We start from the raw sequence: 13,196 nt of genomic DNA, 5'->3' as shown, positions 1-13,196 counted from the left end.
TGCCATTTGCCCTCCGCTGCGGCGGGGGGCTTTTAACCGGGCAGGACGCCTTGTTAGCAACCGGGAACAGGACGTTCATTCAACCGTGGTCTTCGGGAGTGGGAAATGAAGCCTTTTTTGCGCTGGTGTTTCGTTGCGACAGCACTTACGCTTGCAGGATGCAGTAATACTTCCTGGCGTAAAAGTGAAGTCCTCGCGGTACCATTGCAACCGACTTTACAGCAGGAAGTGATTCTGGCACGTATGGAACAAATCCTTGCCAGTCGGGCTTTAACCGATGACGAACGCGCACAGCTTTTATATGAGCGCGGAGTGTTGTATGATAGTCTCGGTCTGAGGGCATTAGCGCGTAACGATTTTTCGCAAGCGCTGGCAATCCGACCGGATATGCCTGAAGTATTCAATTACTTAGGCATATATTTAACGCAGGCAGGCAATTTTGATGCTGCCTATGAAGCGTTTGATTCTGTACTTGAGCTTGATCCAACTTACAACTACGCGCACTTGAATCGCGGGATCGCATTATATTACGGCGGTCGTGACAAGTTAGCGCAAGATGATCTGCTGGCGTTTTATCAAGACGATCCCAATGATCCTTTCCGTAGTCTGTGGCTTTATCTCGCCGAGCAGAAGCTCGATGAGAAGCAGGCTAAAGAAGTGTTGAAACAGCACTTCGAAAAATCGGACAAGGAACAGTGGGGATGGAACATTGTCGAGTTCTACTTGGGCAACATTAGCGAACAAACGTTAATGGAAAGGCTCAAGGCGGACGCAACGGATAACACCTCGCTCGCTGAGCATCTCAGTGAAACCAACTTCTATTTAGGTAAGTACTACCTAAGTCTGGGGGATTTGGACAGCGCCACGGCACTGTTCAAACTGGCGGTTGCCAACAACGTTCATAACTTTGTTGAGCACCGATACGCATTGTTGGAATTATCGCTCCTGGGCCAGGACCAAGATGACCTGGCAGAATCGGACCAGCAATAGCTGACGTACACATCAGCCCGTAATCTTTTTTGATTGCCATCACCTTAACGGGTGAGGGCGTTGTTGTTCGTTAATACACCTACTTTGAGCCGGTTCACACTTTTCAATGAAAATTGCTGATCAATTTCATGATGAGTTATGTAGACTGGCCGCCATTAATTTTGAGGCACACGTACTACATGGCTGAATTCGAAACCACTTTTGCAGATCTGGGCCTGAAGGCTCCTATCCTTGAAGCCCTTAACGATCTGGGTTACGAAAAACCATCTCCAATTCAGGCAGAGTGTATTCCACATCTGCTGAATGGCCGCGACGTTCTGGGTATGGCCCAGACGGGGAGCGGAAAAACTGCAGCATTCTCTTTACCTCTGCTGCAGAATCTTGATCCTGAGCTGAAAGCACCACAGATTCTGGTGCTGGCACCGACCCGCGAACTGGCGGTACAGGTTGCTGAAGCAATGACGGATTTCTCTAAACACATGCGCGGCGTAAACGTGGTTGCCCTGTACGGCGGCCAGCGTTATGACGTGCAATTACGCGCCCTGCGTCAGGGGCCGCAGATCGTTGTCGGTACTCCGGGCCGTCTGCTGGACCACCTGAAACGTGGCACTCTGGACCTCTCTAAACTGAGCGGTCTGGTTCTGGATGAAGCTGACGAAATGCTGCGCATGGGCTTCATCGAAGACGTTGAAACCATTATGGCGCAGATCCCGGAAGGTCATCAGACCGCTCTGTTCTCTGCAACCATGCCGGAAGCGATTCGTCGCATTACCCGCCGCTTTATGAAAGAGCCGCAGGAAGTGCGCATTCAGTCCAGCGTAACGACCCGTCCTGACATCAGCCAGAGCTACTGGACTGTCTGGGGCATGCGTAAAAACGAAGCACTGGTACGTTTCCTGGAAGCGGAAGATTTTGATGCGGCGATTATCTTCGTTCGTACCAAAAACGCGACTCTGGAAGTGGCTGAAGCTCTTGAGCGTAACGGCTACAACAGCGCCGCGCTGAACGGTGACATGAACCAGGCGCTGCGTGAGCAGACACTGGAACGCCTGAAAGATGGTCGTCTGGACATCCTGATTGCGACCGACGTTGCGGCCCGTGGCCTGGACGTTGAGCGTATCAGCCTGGTGGTTAACTACGATATCCCGATGGATTCTGAGTCTTACGTTCACCGTATCGGTCGTACCGGTCGTGCGGGTCGTGCTGGCCGCGCGCTGCTGTTCGTTGAGAACCGCGAGCGTCGTCTGCTGCGCAACATTGAACGTACTATGAAGCTGACTATTCCGGAAGTAGAACTGCCGAACGCAGAACTGCTGGGCAAACGCCGTCTGGAAAAATTCGCCGCTAAAGTACAGCAGCAGCTGGAAAGCAGCGATCTGGATCAATACCGCGCACTGCTGAGCAAAATTCAGCCGACTGCAGAAGGTGAAGAGCTGGATCTCGAAACTCTGGCAGCCGCACTGCTGAAAATGGCACAGGGTGAACGTACTCTGATTGTTCCGCCAGATGCGCCGATGCGTCCGAAACGTGAATTCCGTGACCGTGATGATCGTGGTCCGCGCGATCGTAACGACCGTGGCCCGCGCGGCGACCGTGAAGATCGTCCGCGTCGTGAACGTCGTGACGTTGGCGATATGCAGCTGTACCGCATTGAAGTGGGCCGTGATGATGGTGTTGAAGTTCGTCATATCGTTGGCGCGATTGCTAACGAAGGCGACATCAGCAGCCGTTACATCGGTAACATCAAGCTGTTTGCTTCTCACTCCACCATCGAACTGCCGAAAGGTATGCCGGGTGAAGTGCTGCAACACTTTACGCGCACTCGCATTCTCAACAAGCCGATGAACATGCAGTTACTGGGCGATGCACAGCCGCATACTGGCGGTGAGCGTCGTGGCGGTGGTCGTGAAGGCGGTCGTAACTTCAGCGGTGAACGCCGTGAAGGTGGTCGTGGTGATGGTCGCCGTTTTAGCGGTGAACGTCGTGAAGGCCGCGCACCGCGTCGTGATGACTCTACCGGTCGTCGTCGTTTCGGTGGCGATGCGTAATCATCGCTGAACAGCGAACACAGTCTGTAAAATAATATATACAGCCCCGATTTTAACAATCGGGGCTTTTTTTCTGTCTTTTGTACTCATGTACTGGTACAGTGCAATGCATAACAACGCAGTCGCACTATTTTTCACTGGAGAGAAGCCCTCATGGCAACACTAACCACCACCCAAACGTCACCGTCGCTGCTTGGCGGCGTGGTGATTATCGGCGGCACCATTATTGGCGCAGGGATGTTTTCTCTGCCAGTGGTCATGTCCGGTGCGTGGTTCTTCTGGTCAATGGCGGCGCTGATCTTCACTTGGTTCTGCATGCTGCATTCCGGATTGATGATTCTGGAAGCTAACCTGAATTACCGGATCGGTTCGAGTTTTGACACCATCACCAAAGATTTGCTGGGCAAAGGCTGGAACGTGGTCAACGGCATTTCCATTGCCTTTGTGCTCTATATCCTGACCTATGCCTATATTTCTGCCAGTGGTTCGATTCTGCATCACACCTTCGCGGAGATGTCGCTGAACGTCCCGGCACGCGCGGCGGGTTTTGGTTTTGCACTGTTGGTGGCGTTTGTGGTGTGGTTGAGCACCAAAGCGGTCAGCCGGATGACGGCGATTGTGCTGGGGGCGAAAGTCATTACCTTCTTCCTCACCTTCGGTAGCCTGCTGGGGCATGTACAGCCTGCGACATTGTTCAACGTCGCCGAAAGCAATGCGTCTTATGCGCCGTATTTGCTGATGACCCTGCCGTTCTGCCTGGCGTCGTTTGGTTATCACGGTAACGTGCCGAGCCTGATGAAGTATTACGGCAAAGATCCGAAAACCATCGTGAAATGCCTGGTGTACGGTACGCTGATGGCGCTGGCGCTGTATACCATCTGGTTGCTGGCGACGATGGGTAACATCCCTCGTCCGGAGTTTATCGGCATCGCCGAGAAGGGCGGTAATATTGATGTGCTGGTACAGGCATTAAGCGGCGTGCTGAACAGCCGTAGCCTGGACCTTCTGCTGGTCGTGTTCTCAAACTTTGCGGTAGCGAGTTCGTTCCTTGGCGTAACGCTGGGTTTGTTTGACTATCTGGCAGATCTGTTTGGTTTCGACGACTCGGCTATGGGCCGTTTGAAAACAGCATTGCTGACCTTTGCCCCGCCTGTCGTGGGTGGTCTGCTGTTCCCGAACGGATTCCTGTACGCCATTGGTTATGCCGGTTTAGCGGCTACCATCTGGGCGGCAATTGTTCCGGCGCTGTTGGCCCGCGCATCGCGTAAACGCTTTGGCAGCCCGAAATTCCGCGTCTGGGGCGGCAAACCGATGATTGTGCTGATTCTGGTGTTTGGCGTTGGTAACGCATTGATCCATATTTTATCGAGCTTTAATTTGCTGCCGGTGTATCAGTAATCAGCGGTGCCTTATCCGACATGTCTGCTGCCTACACAATGCCTGATGTGCTTCGCTTATCAGGCCTACGTAGGACAGCGTTGCCAGCTCGGATAAGGCTTCCCGCGTTAAAACACACTATCCCAACAACTCTTCCTTCACATCCATCGCCAGCTCAAACGAATGCAGCCGCGCCTGGTGGTCGAAAATCTGCCCGTTAACCATAATCTCATCAGCGTCGGTTTCGCGCAGGATCGACTGCAAGCCATGACGCACTTTCGCTTTATCACCTACCAACGACATACTCAGTGCCTGCTGCACGCCATACTGCTCGGATGGCGACCAGAACTGATCCATATTTTGAATCGGTGGCGGCAGTTGCCCGGTTTCGCCGCGGCGCAGCTTCACAAAGGCTTGCTGCATCGAGGTAAACAGGAATTCGGCATCGCGGTTGCTGTCGGCAGCGATAATATTGATGCACACCATCGCGTACGGTTTTTCCAGCCGTGCCGATGGTTTGAAGTTGCTGCGATAAAGATGCAGCGCCTGGAACAGCATATCCGGCGCGAAGTGTGAGGCAAACGCGAACGGCAGACCAAGCTGCGCTGCCAGTTGTGCACTGTAAAGGCTGGAGCCTAGCAACCACACCGGGATTTTCTCGCCATAGCCCGGTACTGGGCGCACATGCGGATTGGGATCGCGGGCGTCAAACCAGTCCACCAGCTCCGCGACATCGCGGGGGAAATTATCAATATCGCCGCTCATATGACGACGTAGCGCCATCATGGTTCGTTGATCGCTACCTGGAGCACGTCCCAGCCCTAAATCGATTCGCCCCGGATAGAGTGTATTAAGCGTGCCGAACTGTTCGGCAATGACCAACGGTGAGTGGTTAGGCAACATCACGCCGCCGGAACCCAGATGCAGCGTGGTGGTATTCGCCGCCAGATAGCCAATCAATACCGACGTTGCAGCACTGGCAATGCCGGTCATATTGTGGTGTTCCGCCAGCCAGTAGCGATGATAGCCGCGCTTTTCAGCCAGACGAGCGAGGTCGAGAGAGTGGGAGAACGCTTCTCGTGCTGAAGAACCTTTGGGGATGGGGGCCAGATCGAGTAGCGAAAACGGAATGGTTTTATCAGTCATAACAGCTCACTTTGTTACCGATTAATCTTTAATACTGCATTAAAGAGTAGTTAAACTTGTTAACAAAGTGAGCTATTTACTTACGCTTGCAGCTCCAGCCCGGCCAGCCGTCTCCAGTAGCCGTTACAGTCGCTGTTTGCCGTCAACGGCAGTGGCGCAGCGCCATTTTCATTGGCGCGGAAGGCGTCGAGCATCGCGAAAGTGTCAGTACCCTGCGGTGACAGGCGGACCACATCAACCAATCCCTGCATGGATGCCAGCTCGTTACCGAGGTTGTAAACGTAGCCGCTCATGGTCTGAATGCCGTTGAGTACAAACACTTGTTGGTTTTCCTGCGACAGCACGTTGCGCCCGTTCGGATACTTAATGCAGCAGGTTTCACACTCATCTTTCGGGCGGTCTTCCGAACGCGCGGTAAAGCAGCGGGCGGAGTAGGCCAGTGGCAGATGACCGTAGCTCAAGACTTCCACTTCAAACTGGTTGCGAATGCCCAGTTCATCGCACTGATTAAGCAGATTCACCAGCCAGTCGCGGGAAAGTTCCACCGGCATACACCAGCGCATCATGCCCTGTTTAAGCAATATTTTCAGCGTCACCGCGTTGTAGCAGTTCAGCGCATGCCCGGCGACGAACGGCAGTTTGCGCTCAGCGCACATATTCACCACGCCGAGATCGCTGGCTTCAATCAGAAACTCACCGTTCTCAACATAGCGTTTCAGTTCGCCCAGTTCGGAGGATGCCTGCACCAGCGCCAGCGTGGAGAGCACAATCTGCTTGCCACTTCCGGCGAGCGATTTTGCCATCTCCAGCCAGTCGCCAACTTTGGTTGCCCGGCGCTTGCTGCATACCGCTTCACCAAGATAAATCACGTCGGCGCTGCTGGCGGCGGCCTGCTGATAAAATTCTTCCAGCGTCTCTTTTGGCCAGTACCACAGCACTGGCCCTAAGGAATATTTCATTGCTTTTCTCACTGCCATTTACGGTGATATGCGCCAAGGGTGGTCTGCGTGCCTTCGGACATCGACCCGAGCGTCTCCATCCACGCGCTTTGCGGTACGAAGTTTTGCGGATCGGCCTTACAACGGTCGATAGCCTGACGCCAGACTTTCGCCACCTGGCTGACATACGCCGGGCTACGCTGGCGGCCTTCAATTTTCACCGAAGCAATATTTGCCGCCATTAACTCCGGCAGCAGTTCCAGGGTATTGAGACTGGTTGGTTCTTCAAGCGCGTGATAACGCTCGCCGTCCACCAGATAACGCCCTTTACACAGCGTCGGATAACCTGCGTTTTCGCCGTCCTGATAACGGTCGATCAGCACTTCGTTCAGGCGGGATTCCAGCCCCTGCGGCGTTTGTTGCCAGCGCACGAAGCGGGCCGGAGAACACGCGCCCACGGTGTTGGGCGATTCCCCCGTCAGATACGACGACAGATAGCAACGGCCTTCCGACATAATGCACAGGCTGCCGAAAGCGAACACTTCCAGCGGTACAGGGGTAACCCGCGCCAGTTGTTTCACCTGATGAATCGACAACACGCGCGGTAGCACCACGCGGGCAACGTCAAAATGGCGATGATAGAAGTTAATCGCCTCTTCATTGGTTGCCGAAGCCTGCACTGACACATGACGCTCAATATGCGGGTATCGCTCGGCGGCGTACTCCAGCATGGCGAGGTCGGCGAGGATCAGCGCGTCGGCACCCAGCTGCGCCGCCATATCCACGGCGCGCTGCCAACGGGCGTAACCGTCCGGATGCGCAAAAGTGTTAATTGCGATGTGAAGTTTGCGGTGATGTTGATGAACAAAACTCACCGCTTCCTGCAATTTTTTCTCGGTAAAGTTAAGGCCGGCGAAGTGACGGGCATTAGTATCATCTTTTAGCCCGATATAAACAGCATCTGCGCCGTTTTCGATGGCCGCCTTAAGCGCCGGGAGATTTCCGGCAGGGCAGAGCAGCTCCATAATTTTTCCTGAAGGTTGCGCAGTCAAAGCGCAAAAATGTTAACGAACTGGGATTTTAGTTAACCCTGCTGCGACAATTTTTGATTTAAGGCAGTTAAAGTTGTATTGGTGGTAGCAGCAATTTCATATGGAATTGTTGATTTATACCGCCATGTTATTTTTCCAATATGGCAAAATAGGATGATTGTTGAAGCAGGGAGTAAAACTCGTGTTGGATAAACTGCGTTCCCGCATTGTGCATTTGGGGCCATCTCTGTTGAGTGTACCGGTAAAACTGACGCCATTTGCGCTTAAACGCCAGGTTCTTGAGCAGGTCTTAAGCTGGCAATTCCGTCAGGCGCTGGACGACGGCGAGCTGGAGTTTCTTGAAGGCCGCTGGTTAAGTATTCATGTGCGTGATATTGACCTGCAATGGTTTACCTCGGTGGTGAATGGCAAACTGGTTGTCAGCCAGAACGCGCAAGCTGATGTGAGTTTTAGTGCCGACGCCAGCGATCTGCTGATGATTGCGGCGCGTAAACAAGATCCAGACACGCTCTTCTTCCAGCGTCGGCTGATGATTGAAGGCGATACGGAGCTGGGGCTGTATGTGAAAAACCTGATGGACGCCATTGAACTGGAGCAGATGCCGAAAGCCTTACGTATGATGCTGCTGCAACTGGCGGATTTTGTTGAGGCGGGAATGAAAACCGCGCCTGAAACCAAACAGACATCGGTAGGTGAACCATGCTAATTCGAGTAGAAATTCCCATTGATGCGCCGGGTATTGATGCCCTGCTGCGTCGTTCATTCGAAAGCGATGCGGAAGCGAAGCTGGTTCACGATCTGCGTGAAGATGGCTTTCTGACGCTGGGCCTGGTGGCGACAGATGACGAAGGTCAGGTCATTGGCTATGTGGCATTCAGTCCGGTTGATGTGCAGGGCGAAGACCTGCAATGGGTCGGCATGGCTCCGTTGGCGGTTGATGAAAAATACCGTGGACAGGGGCTGGCACGCCAACTGGTCTATGAAGGACTCGATTCGCTTAATGAGTTCGGCTATGCCGCAGTGGTGACGCTGGGCGATCCTGCGCTGTACAGTCGTTTCGGCTTTGAGCTGGCTGCGCATCACGATCTGCGTTGCCGCTGGCCGGGCACTGAAAGCGCCTTCCAGGTACATCGTTTAGCGGATGACGCGCTGAATGGCGTAACCGGGCTGGTTGAGTATCACGATCACTTCAATCGCTTTTAATCTCCGGGGTTTGCAGACTCCTTAATAACTCTGCAAACCCTGCGCCTTCCGCTACCAGACGCTCTTTTTGCCGTTTGGTCAGTTGCTTAACGCGATATTCCGCCCGTAGTGCCAGCGAACGGTCACCCACTGGCGCGGAAAACGCCAGCGTTAGTTCACCTTTCCCACGCAGTGCTTTTGCCCCTTTGCCGCTCTGATGTTGCTGATAGCGGCGTTCGACATCCGTGGTGATCCCGGTATAAAGCTTATTGTCGGCGGTACGGATCAAGTAAAGAAACCAGGGTGTCATCGTCTGCGTCACATGTTAAGGTCTGGCCCACAGTATAAAAGAGAACAGCAATGGAAACACTCACCGCCATCAGCCGTTGGCTGGCAAAACAACATGTTGTCACCTGGTGTGTGCAGCAGGAAGGGGAACTCTGGTGCGCTAATGCCTTTTATCTTTTTGATGCGCAGAAAGTTGCCTTCTACATTTTGACGGAAGAAAAAACGCGCCACGCGCAGATGAGCGGGCCGCAGGCGGCGGTTGCCGGAACGGTAAACGGGCAGCCGAAAACGGTAGCGTTAATCCGTGGCGTGCAGTTTAAAGGCGAGATCCGCAGGCTGGAAGGTGAGGAAAGCGACCACGCGCGCAAGGCGTACAATCGTCGCTTTCCGGTTGCCCGAATGCTGTCGGCGCCGGTGTGGGAAATCCGGCTCGATGAAATCAAATTCACCGACAATACGCTGGGCTTTGGTAAAAAAATGATTTGGCTACGTAATTCAGGCACCGAGCAGGCGTAACGCCTCGCGGTTAAACGCTGGCAAATCGTCCGGTGTTCGGCTGGTAACCAGCTGATCTTTATCGACCACCACTTCCTGATCGTAAAATTCCGCGCCCGCGTTTTTAACATCAATAATGATCGGTTTAACGGCGGTCAGTTTGCGCCCCCGAATCACATCGGCGCTGATCAGCAGCTGCGGGCCGTGACAGATGGCGAAAACCGGTTTGCCGCTATTCACAAAATCACGGGTGAAGGTGACAAAACGGTTGTCGCCACGCAGATAATCCGGTGAATGACCGCCTGGTAGCAGCAGGGCATCAAACTCTGCTGGCGTCACTTCATCGATGGATTTATCGATGGTGACGCTGGCTTCTCCTTTTTTGCCTTTCACCGTTTTACCCGCTTGTTTTTCAATGGTAATCACTTCGTGTCCGGCTTTACGGAACTCGTCAGCAGGTGAAGTAAATTCTGAATCCTCAAATTCATCAGTGATTAAAACGGCAATCTTCTTACTCATGTTTCCTCCGCGTTGTTGCATTGGATGAGGCGAATTTCTCACGATCGGGGATAATTACCTCGTAGACTATTAAGCCTGGTGCATGTACCAGGGAGCGCAAGGCGGACAATTCTGTAAAGGAGCGAAGATGAGTCAGGTACTGATTACAGGCGCAACGGGGCTGGTGGGCGGTCACCTGCTGCGGATGTTGATTAATGAACCGAAAGTTAACGCCATAGCCGCGCCGACGCGACGCCCGTTGGGCGATATGCCTGGCGTGTTTAATCCCCATGATCCGCAACTGACCGACGCGCTGGCGCAGGTCACCGATCCCATCGACATTGTGTTTTGTTGTCTCGGCACCACGCGGCGAGAAGCGGGGAGCAAAGAGGCGTTTATTCATGCCGATTACACGCTGGTTGTGGACACCGCATTAACCGGGCGGCGACTGGGCGCTCAGCATATGCTGGTGGTTAGTGCTATGGGTGCCAATGCCCACTCGCCGTTTTTCTATAACCGCGTCAAAGGGGAGATGGAAGAAGCCTTAATTGCCCAGAACTGGCCGAAACTAACCATCGCTCGCCCGTCGATGTTGCTGGGTGACCGTAGCAAACAGCGAATGAACGAAACGCTTTTTGCGCCGCTGTTCCGTTTGTTACCCGGTAACTGGAAATCCATTGATGCGAGAGACGTGGCGCGGGTCATGCTGGCAGAGGCGATGCGGCCAGAGCATGAAGGTGTGACCATTTTAAGCTCTTCAGAATTACGCAAAAGAGCTGAATAATTATTCCCAAGAATTGATAGCGAGCGTAATATTCACGCGCTCAATTATCATAACTTATTCCTGGGGAATGCTATGACTGGTCAGTCTTCATCTCAGGCGGCAACGCCCATTCAGTGGTGGAAACCCGCGCTTTTCTTTCTCGTTGTCATTGCCGGTCTCTGGTATGTGAAATGGCAACCTTACTACGGCAAAGCGTTTACTGCCGCTGAAACCCACAGTATCGGTAAATCTATCCTTGCGCAGGCGGATGCTAATCCGTGGCAAGCGGCGTTGGATTACGCGATGATCTATTTCCTCGCGGTATGGAAAGCGGCGGTGCTGGGTGTGCTTCTCGGCTCGTTGATTCAGGTGCTGATCCCGCGTGACTGGCTGCTGCGCACGCTTGGGCAATCGCGCTTTCGCGGCACGCTGCTGGGAACGCTGTTTTCGCTGCCGGGTATGATGTGTACCTGCTGTGCGGCTCCGGTCGCGGCGGGGATGCGTCGCCAACAAGTGTCGATGGGCGGTGCGCTGGCATTCTGGATGGGGAATCCGTTGTTAAACCCGGCGACGCTGGTGTTTATGGGATTTGTCCTCGGCTGGGGCTTTGCCGCGATTCGTCTGGTGGCGGGGCTGGTGATGGTGTTGCTGATTGCGACGCTGGTGCAAAAATGGGTGCGTGAGACACCGCAAACGCAGGCACCGGTCGAAATTGACATGCCGGAAGTGCAGGGCGGATTTTTTAGCCGCTGGGGCAGGGCGCTATGGACGCTTTTCTGGAGCACGATCCCGGTTTATATCCTTGCCGTACTGGTGTTGGGGACCGCTCGTGTCTGGTTATTCCCCCATGCCGATGGTGCGGTCGATAACAGCCTGATGTGGGTGGTGGCGATGGCGGTAGCAGGATGCTTGTTTGTCATTCCGACGGCGGCAGAAATTCCAATTGTGCAAACGATGATGCTGGCAGGTATGGGAACTGCTCCGGCGCTGGCATTGTTGATGACGCTCCCGGCAGTGAGTTTGCCGTCGCTGATTATGCTGCGTAAAGCGTTCCCGGCAAAAGCCTTATGGCTGACGGGGGCGATGGTGGCAGTGTCTGGTGTGATTGTCGGCGGGCTGGCGCTGTTGTTGTAAATATGCCGGATGCGGCGCGAGCGCCTTATCCGGACTACGTTTTGTATCGTTGTAGGCCTGATAAGACGCGGCAAGCGTCGCATCAGGCATTACAAGGGGCTGCTATTTAATAAACGTAAACGCTGTGGTTACACGCTTCACGCCGCTCACCCGGCTGGCAATATCTGCCGCTGCTTTCGCTTCACGTTCAGTCACCAGCCCCATCAGGAACACTTCACCATTTTCGGTGGTCACTTTCACGTTGGACGATTTCACCAGATCGCTGGTTAAGAGCTGCGAACGCACTTTGGTGGTAATCCACGTATCGTTAGATGCTTCGCCCAGACCAATCGGCTGGCCCTGACGAATCTCGTTATACACTTCATTCGCGCCATCTACGCCCATAGCAATCTGTTTGGCGCGAGCCGAAAGTTCAGAGTTTGGTGACTGCCCAACCAGCAGCACTTTGCCCTGATAGGCCGTTACATTAATGCGCGCTTCTTTCTTAATCTGCTCGTCTTTCGACAATGCGCTGTTCACGCGCACTTCCAGAGTACCATCGTCCACCTGGGTACCGACACTGCGTGGGTCAGTTGCGGCTTTGGTACCCACAGCAGCGGTACCCACTACGGCAGCGGCAACACAACCTTGCAACAGCAGCGCGGAAATAAGGACCGCGATTGGCGATAATGCCTTCATGTATTCTCCTTAATCATCCTGGTGAGGGAAAAGCGTGTTATCGATCAGATCGCACAGGCAATTTACCGTCAGCATATGCATTTCCTGAATGCGAGCACTACGATGCGAAGGAATGCGGATCTCCACATCCTGTGGCCCTAACAAACCTGCAAGTTCACCGCCGTCATAGCCGGTTAATGCCACAATGGTCATATCACGTGTAACGGCGGCTTCAACAGCTTTTACGATATCGCGGCTGTTACCGCGAGTAGAAATGGCTAACAATACATCTCCCGCATGCCCCAGCGCCCGTACTTGTTTTGCATACACTTCATCATGTAAGCGATCGTTGGCAATCGCCGTTAAGACAACATTATCAGTATTTAGTGCAATGGCAGGTAGGCTGGGCCGCTCCGTTTCGAAACGGTTGATCATGCTGGCAGCAAAATGCTGTGCGTTGGCAGCGGAGGTTCCATTACCACAACAGAGGATTTTGTTGCCATTGAGCAGAGACTGAACCAGCGTCATGGCTGCACGGGAGATGGCATCCGGAAGCGCCTCTGCCGCCGCAATTTGAGTTTGAATGCTTTCAGTGAAGCAAGCTTTAATTCTTTCTTGCACGCTAATC

At 53.7% G+C, this 13,196-nt stretch carries 16 protein-coding genes; 9 read left to right on the top strand and 7 right to left on the bottom strand.

Features of this window, described 5'->3' with window-relative positions; all coding sequences use genetic code 11:
• Window positions 1–105: 105 nt before the first annotated feature.
• The 4 genes from nlpI (at window position 106) to mtr (ending at window position 4,436) form a co-directional block, all read left to right on the top strand.
• Window positions 106–990 (top strand): lipoprotein NlpI, encoded by an 885-nt coding sequence (nlpI, locus tag D9738_RS10625; RefSeq protein ID WP_000802080.1) that lies wholly within the window; start codon window positions 106–108, stop codon window positions 988–990.
• A 106-nt stretch (window positions 991–1,096) separates the two neighbouring features.
• Window positions 1,097–1,177 (top strand): protein YrbN, encoded by an 81-nt coding sequence (gene yrbN / locus D9738_RS10620; protein ID WP_010723222.1) that lies wholly within the window; start codon window positions 1,097–1,099, stop codon window positions 1,175–1,177.
• A complete protein-coding gene (gene deaD / locus D9738_RS10615; protein ID WP_130260167.1) occupies window positions 1,170–3,038 on the top strand; it encodes an ATP-dependent RNA helicase DeaD in 1,869 nt (622 codons plus the stop codon). The genes yrbN and deaD overlap by 8 nt, the downstream gene beginning before the upstream one ends.
• 153 nt (window positions 3,039–3,191) lie before the next feature.
• Window positions 3,192–4,436 carry a tryptophan permease gene (gene mtr / locus D9738_RS10610; protein WP_130204608.1) on the top strand — a complete coding sequence of 415 codons (1,245 nt, stop codon included), beginning with the start codon at window positions 3,192–3,194 and terminating at the stop codon, window positions 4,434–4,436.
• Between the two features lie 117 nt (window positions 4,437–4,553).
• Here mtr and D9738_RS10605 read toward each other — a convergent pair whose 3' ends face one another.
• The 3 genes from D9738_RS10605 to D9738_RS10595 all read right to left on the bottom strand — a co-directional run bounded on the left by D9738_RS10605 (window position 4,554) and on the right by D9738_RS10595 (window position 7,524).
• The gene (locus D9738_RS10605) at window positions 4,554–5,561 is read right to left on the bottom strand and encodes a luciferase-like monooxygenase (RefSeq protein ID WP_130260166.1); all 1,008 of its coding nucleotides are present in this window, start codon (window positions 5,559–5,561) and stop codon (window positions 4,554–4,556) included.
• 80 nt (window positions 5,562–5,641) lie between these two features.
• On the bottom strand, window positions 5,642–6,520 hold the full coding sequence (locus tag D9738_RS10600; protein WP_001298329.1) for a U32 family peptidase: 879 nt from the start codon (window positions 6,518–6,520) through the stop codon (window positions 5,642–5,644).
• Window positions 6,521–6,528: 8 nt separating this feature from the next.
• Complete coding sequence (locus tag D9738_RS10595) at window positions 6,529–7,524, bottom strand: peptidase U32 family protein (protein WP_059270998.1); 996 nt, start codon at window positions 7,522–7,524, stop codon at window positions 6,529–6,531.
• Between the two features lie 208 nt (window positions 7,525–7,732).
• Here D9738_RS10595 and D9738_RS10590 point away from each other — a divergent pair, with 208 nt between their 5' ends.
• Window positions 7,733–8,257, top strand: coding sequence for an SCP2 domain-containing protein (locus tag D9738_RS10590; protein ID WP_046081285.1), 525 nt, complete (start codon window positions 7,733–7,735; stop codon window positions 8,255–8,257).
• Window positions 8,251–8,754, top strand: coding sequence for an N-acetyltransferase (locus D9738_RS10585; RefSeq protein ID WP_000908553.1), 504 nt, complete (start codon window positions 8,251–8,253; stop codon window positions 8,752–8,754). The genes D9738_RS10590 and D9738_RS10585 overlap by 7 nt, the downstream gene beginning before the upstream one ends.
• On the opposite strand, the gene yhbQ is transcribed toward D9738_RS10585, so the two are convergent.
• A complete protein-coding gene (gene yhbQ / locus D9738_RS10580) occupies window positions 8,741–9,043 on the bottom strand; it encodes a DNA damage response exodeoxyribonuclease YhbQ (protein ID WP_130204616.1) in 303 nt (100 codons plus the stop codon). The two genes, D9738_RS10585 and yhbQ, sit on opposite strands and share 14 nt — an antisense overlap.
• A gap of 50 nt (window positions 9,044–9,093) precedes the next feature.
• On the opposite strand from yhbQ, the gene D9738_RS10575 reads away from it, so the two are divergent.
• Window positions 9,094–9,537 (top strand): YhbP family protein, encoded by a 444-nt coding sequence (locus D9738_RS10575; RefSeq protein ID WP_130204618.1) that lies wholly within the window; start codon window positions 9,094–9,096, stop codon window positions 9,535–9,537.
• Here D9738_RS10575 and yhbO read toward each other — a convergent pair.
• Window positions 9,517–10,035, bottom strand: coding sequence for a protein/nucleic acid deglycase (gene yhbO, locus D9738_RS10570; protein WP_000037608.1), 519 nt, complete (start codon window positions 10,033–10,035; stop codon window positions 9,517–9,519). The two genes, D9738_RS10575 and yhbO, sit on opposite strands and share 21 nt — an antisense overlap.
• A 127-nt stretch (window positions 10,036–10,162) precedes the next feature.
• Here yhbO and D9738_RS10565 point away from each other — a divergent pair, with 127 nt between their 5' ends.
• Window positions 10,163–10,798, top strand: coding sequence for an NAD(P)H-binding protein (locus D9738_RS10565; protein WP_000084526.1), 636 nt, complete (start codon window positions 10,163–10,165; stop codon window positions 10,796–10,798).
• Between the two features lie 72 nt (window positions 10,799–10,870).
• Entirely contained in the window at window positions 10,871–11,911 is a 1,041-nt protein-coding gene (locus tag D9738_RS10560) for a permease (protein WP_130260165.1), read from the top strand.
• A 102-nt stretch (window positions 11,912–12,013) separates the two neighbouring features.
• Here the strand turns inward: D9738_RS10560 and dolP are convergent, their stop codons facing one another.
• The gene (dolP, locus tag D9738_RS10555; RefSeq protein ID WP_000646037.1) at window positions 12,014–12,589 is read right to left on the bottom strand and encodes a division/outer membrane stress-associated lipid-binding lipoprotein; all 576 of its coding nucleotides are present in this window, start codon (window positions 12,587–12,589) and stop codon (window positions 12,014–12,016) included.
• A gap of 9 nt (window positions 12,590–12,598) precedes the next feature.
• A complete protein-coding gene (diaA, locus tag D9738_RS10550) occupies window positions 12,599–13,189 on the bottom strand; it encodes a DnaA initiator-associating protein DiaA (RefSeq protein ID WP_001158034.1) in 591 nt (196 codons plus the stop codon).
• Window positions 13,190–13,196 lie beyond the last annotated feature (7 nt).

Source organism: Escherichia sp. E10V5 (assembly GCF_004212315.1).
Taxonomy (GTDB): domain Bacteria; phylum Pseudomonadota; class Gammaproteobacteria; order Enterobacterales; family Enterobacteriaceae; genus Escherichia.
This window is presented reverse-complemented; position numbering and strand designations above follow the sequence as displayed.

Bases quoted from the DNA above. Each gene is read 5' to 3' on its own strand.
- nlpI (WP_000802080.1), top strand. From the start codon at position 106: ATGAAGCCTTTTTTGCGCTGGTGTTTCGTTGCGACAGCACTTACGCTT.
- yrbN (WP_010723222.1), top strand. From the start codon at position 1,097: ATGAAAATTGCTGATCAATTTCATGATGAGTTATGTAGACTGGCCGCC.
- deaD (WP_130260167.1), top strand. From the start codon at position 1,170: ATGGCTGAATTCGAAACCACTTTTGCAGATCTGGGCCTGAAGGCTCCT.
- mtr (WP_130204608.1), top strand. From the start codon at position 3,192: ATGGCAACACTAACCACCACCCAAACGTCACCGTCGCTGCTTGGCGGC.
- D9738_RS10605 (WP_130260166.1), bottom strand. From the start codon at position 5,561: ATGACTGATAAAACCATTCCGTTTTCGCTACTCGATCTGGCCCCCATC.
- D9738_RS10600 (WP_001298329.1), bottom strand. From the start codon at position 6,520: ATGAAATATTCCTTAGGGCCAGTGCTGTGGTACTGGCCAAAAGAGACG.
- D9738_RS10595 (WP_059270998.1), bottom strand. From the start codon at position 7,524: ATGGAGCTGCTCTGCCCTGCCGGAAATCTCCCGGCGCTTAAGGCGGCC.
- D9738_RS10585 (WP_000908553.1), top strand. From the start codon at position 8,251: ATGCTAATTCGAGTAGAAATTCCCATTGATGCGCCGGGTATTGATGCC.
- yhbQ (WP_130204616.1), bottom strand. From the start codon at position 9,043: ATGACACCCTGGTTTCTTTACTTGATCCGTACCGCCGACAATAAGCTT.
- D9738_RS10575 (WP_130204618.1), top strand. From the start codon at position 9,094: ATGGAAACACTCACCGCCATCAGCCGTTGGCTGGCAAAACAACATGTT.
- yhbO (WP_000037608.1), bottom strand. From the start codon at position 10,035: ATGAGTAAGAAGATTGCCGTTTTAATCACTGATGAATTTGAGGATTCA.
- D9738_RS10565 (WP_000084526.1), top strand. From the start codon at position 10,163: ATGAGTCAGGTACTGATTACAGGCGCAACGGGGCTGGTGGGCGGTCAC.
- D9738_RS10560 (WP_130260165.1), top strand. From the start codon at position 10,871: ATGACTGGTCAGTCTTCATCTCAGGCGGCAACGCCCATTCAGTGGTGG.
- dolP (WP_000646037.1), bottom strand. From the start codon at position 12,589: ATGAAGGCATTATCGCCAATCGCGGTCCTTATTTCCGCGCTGCTGTTG.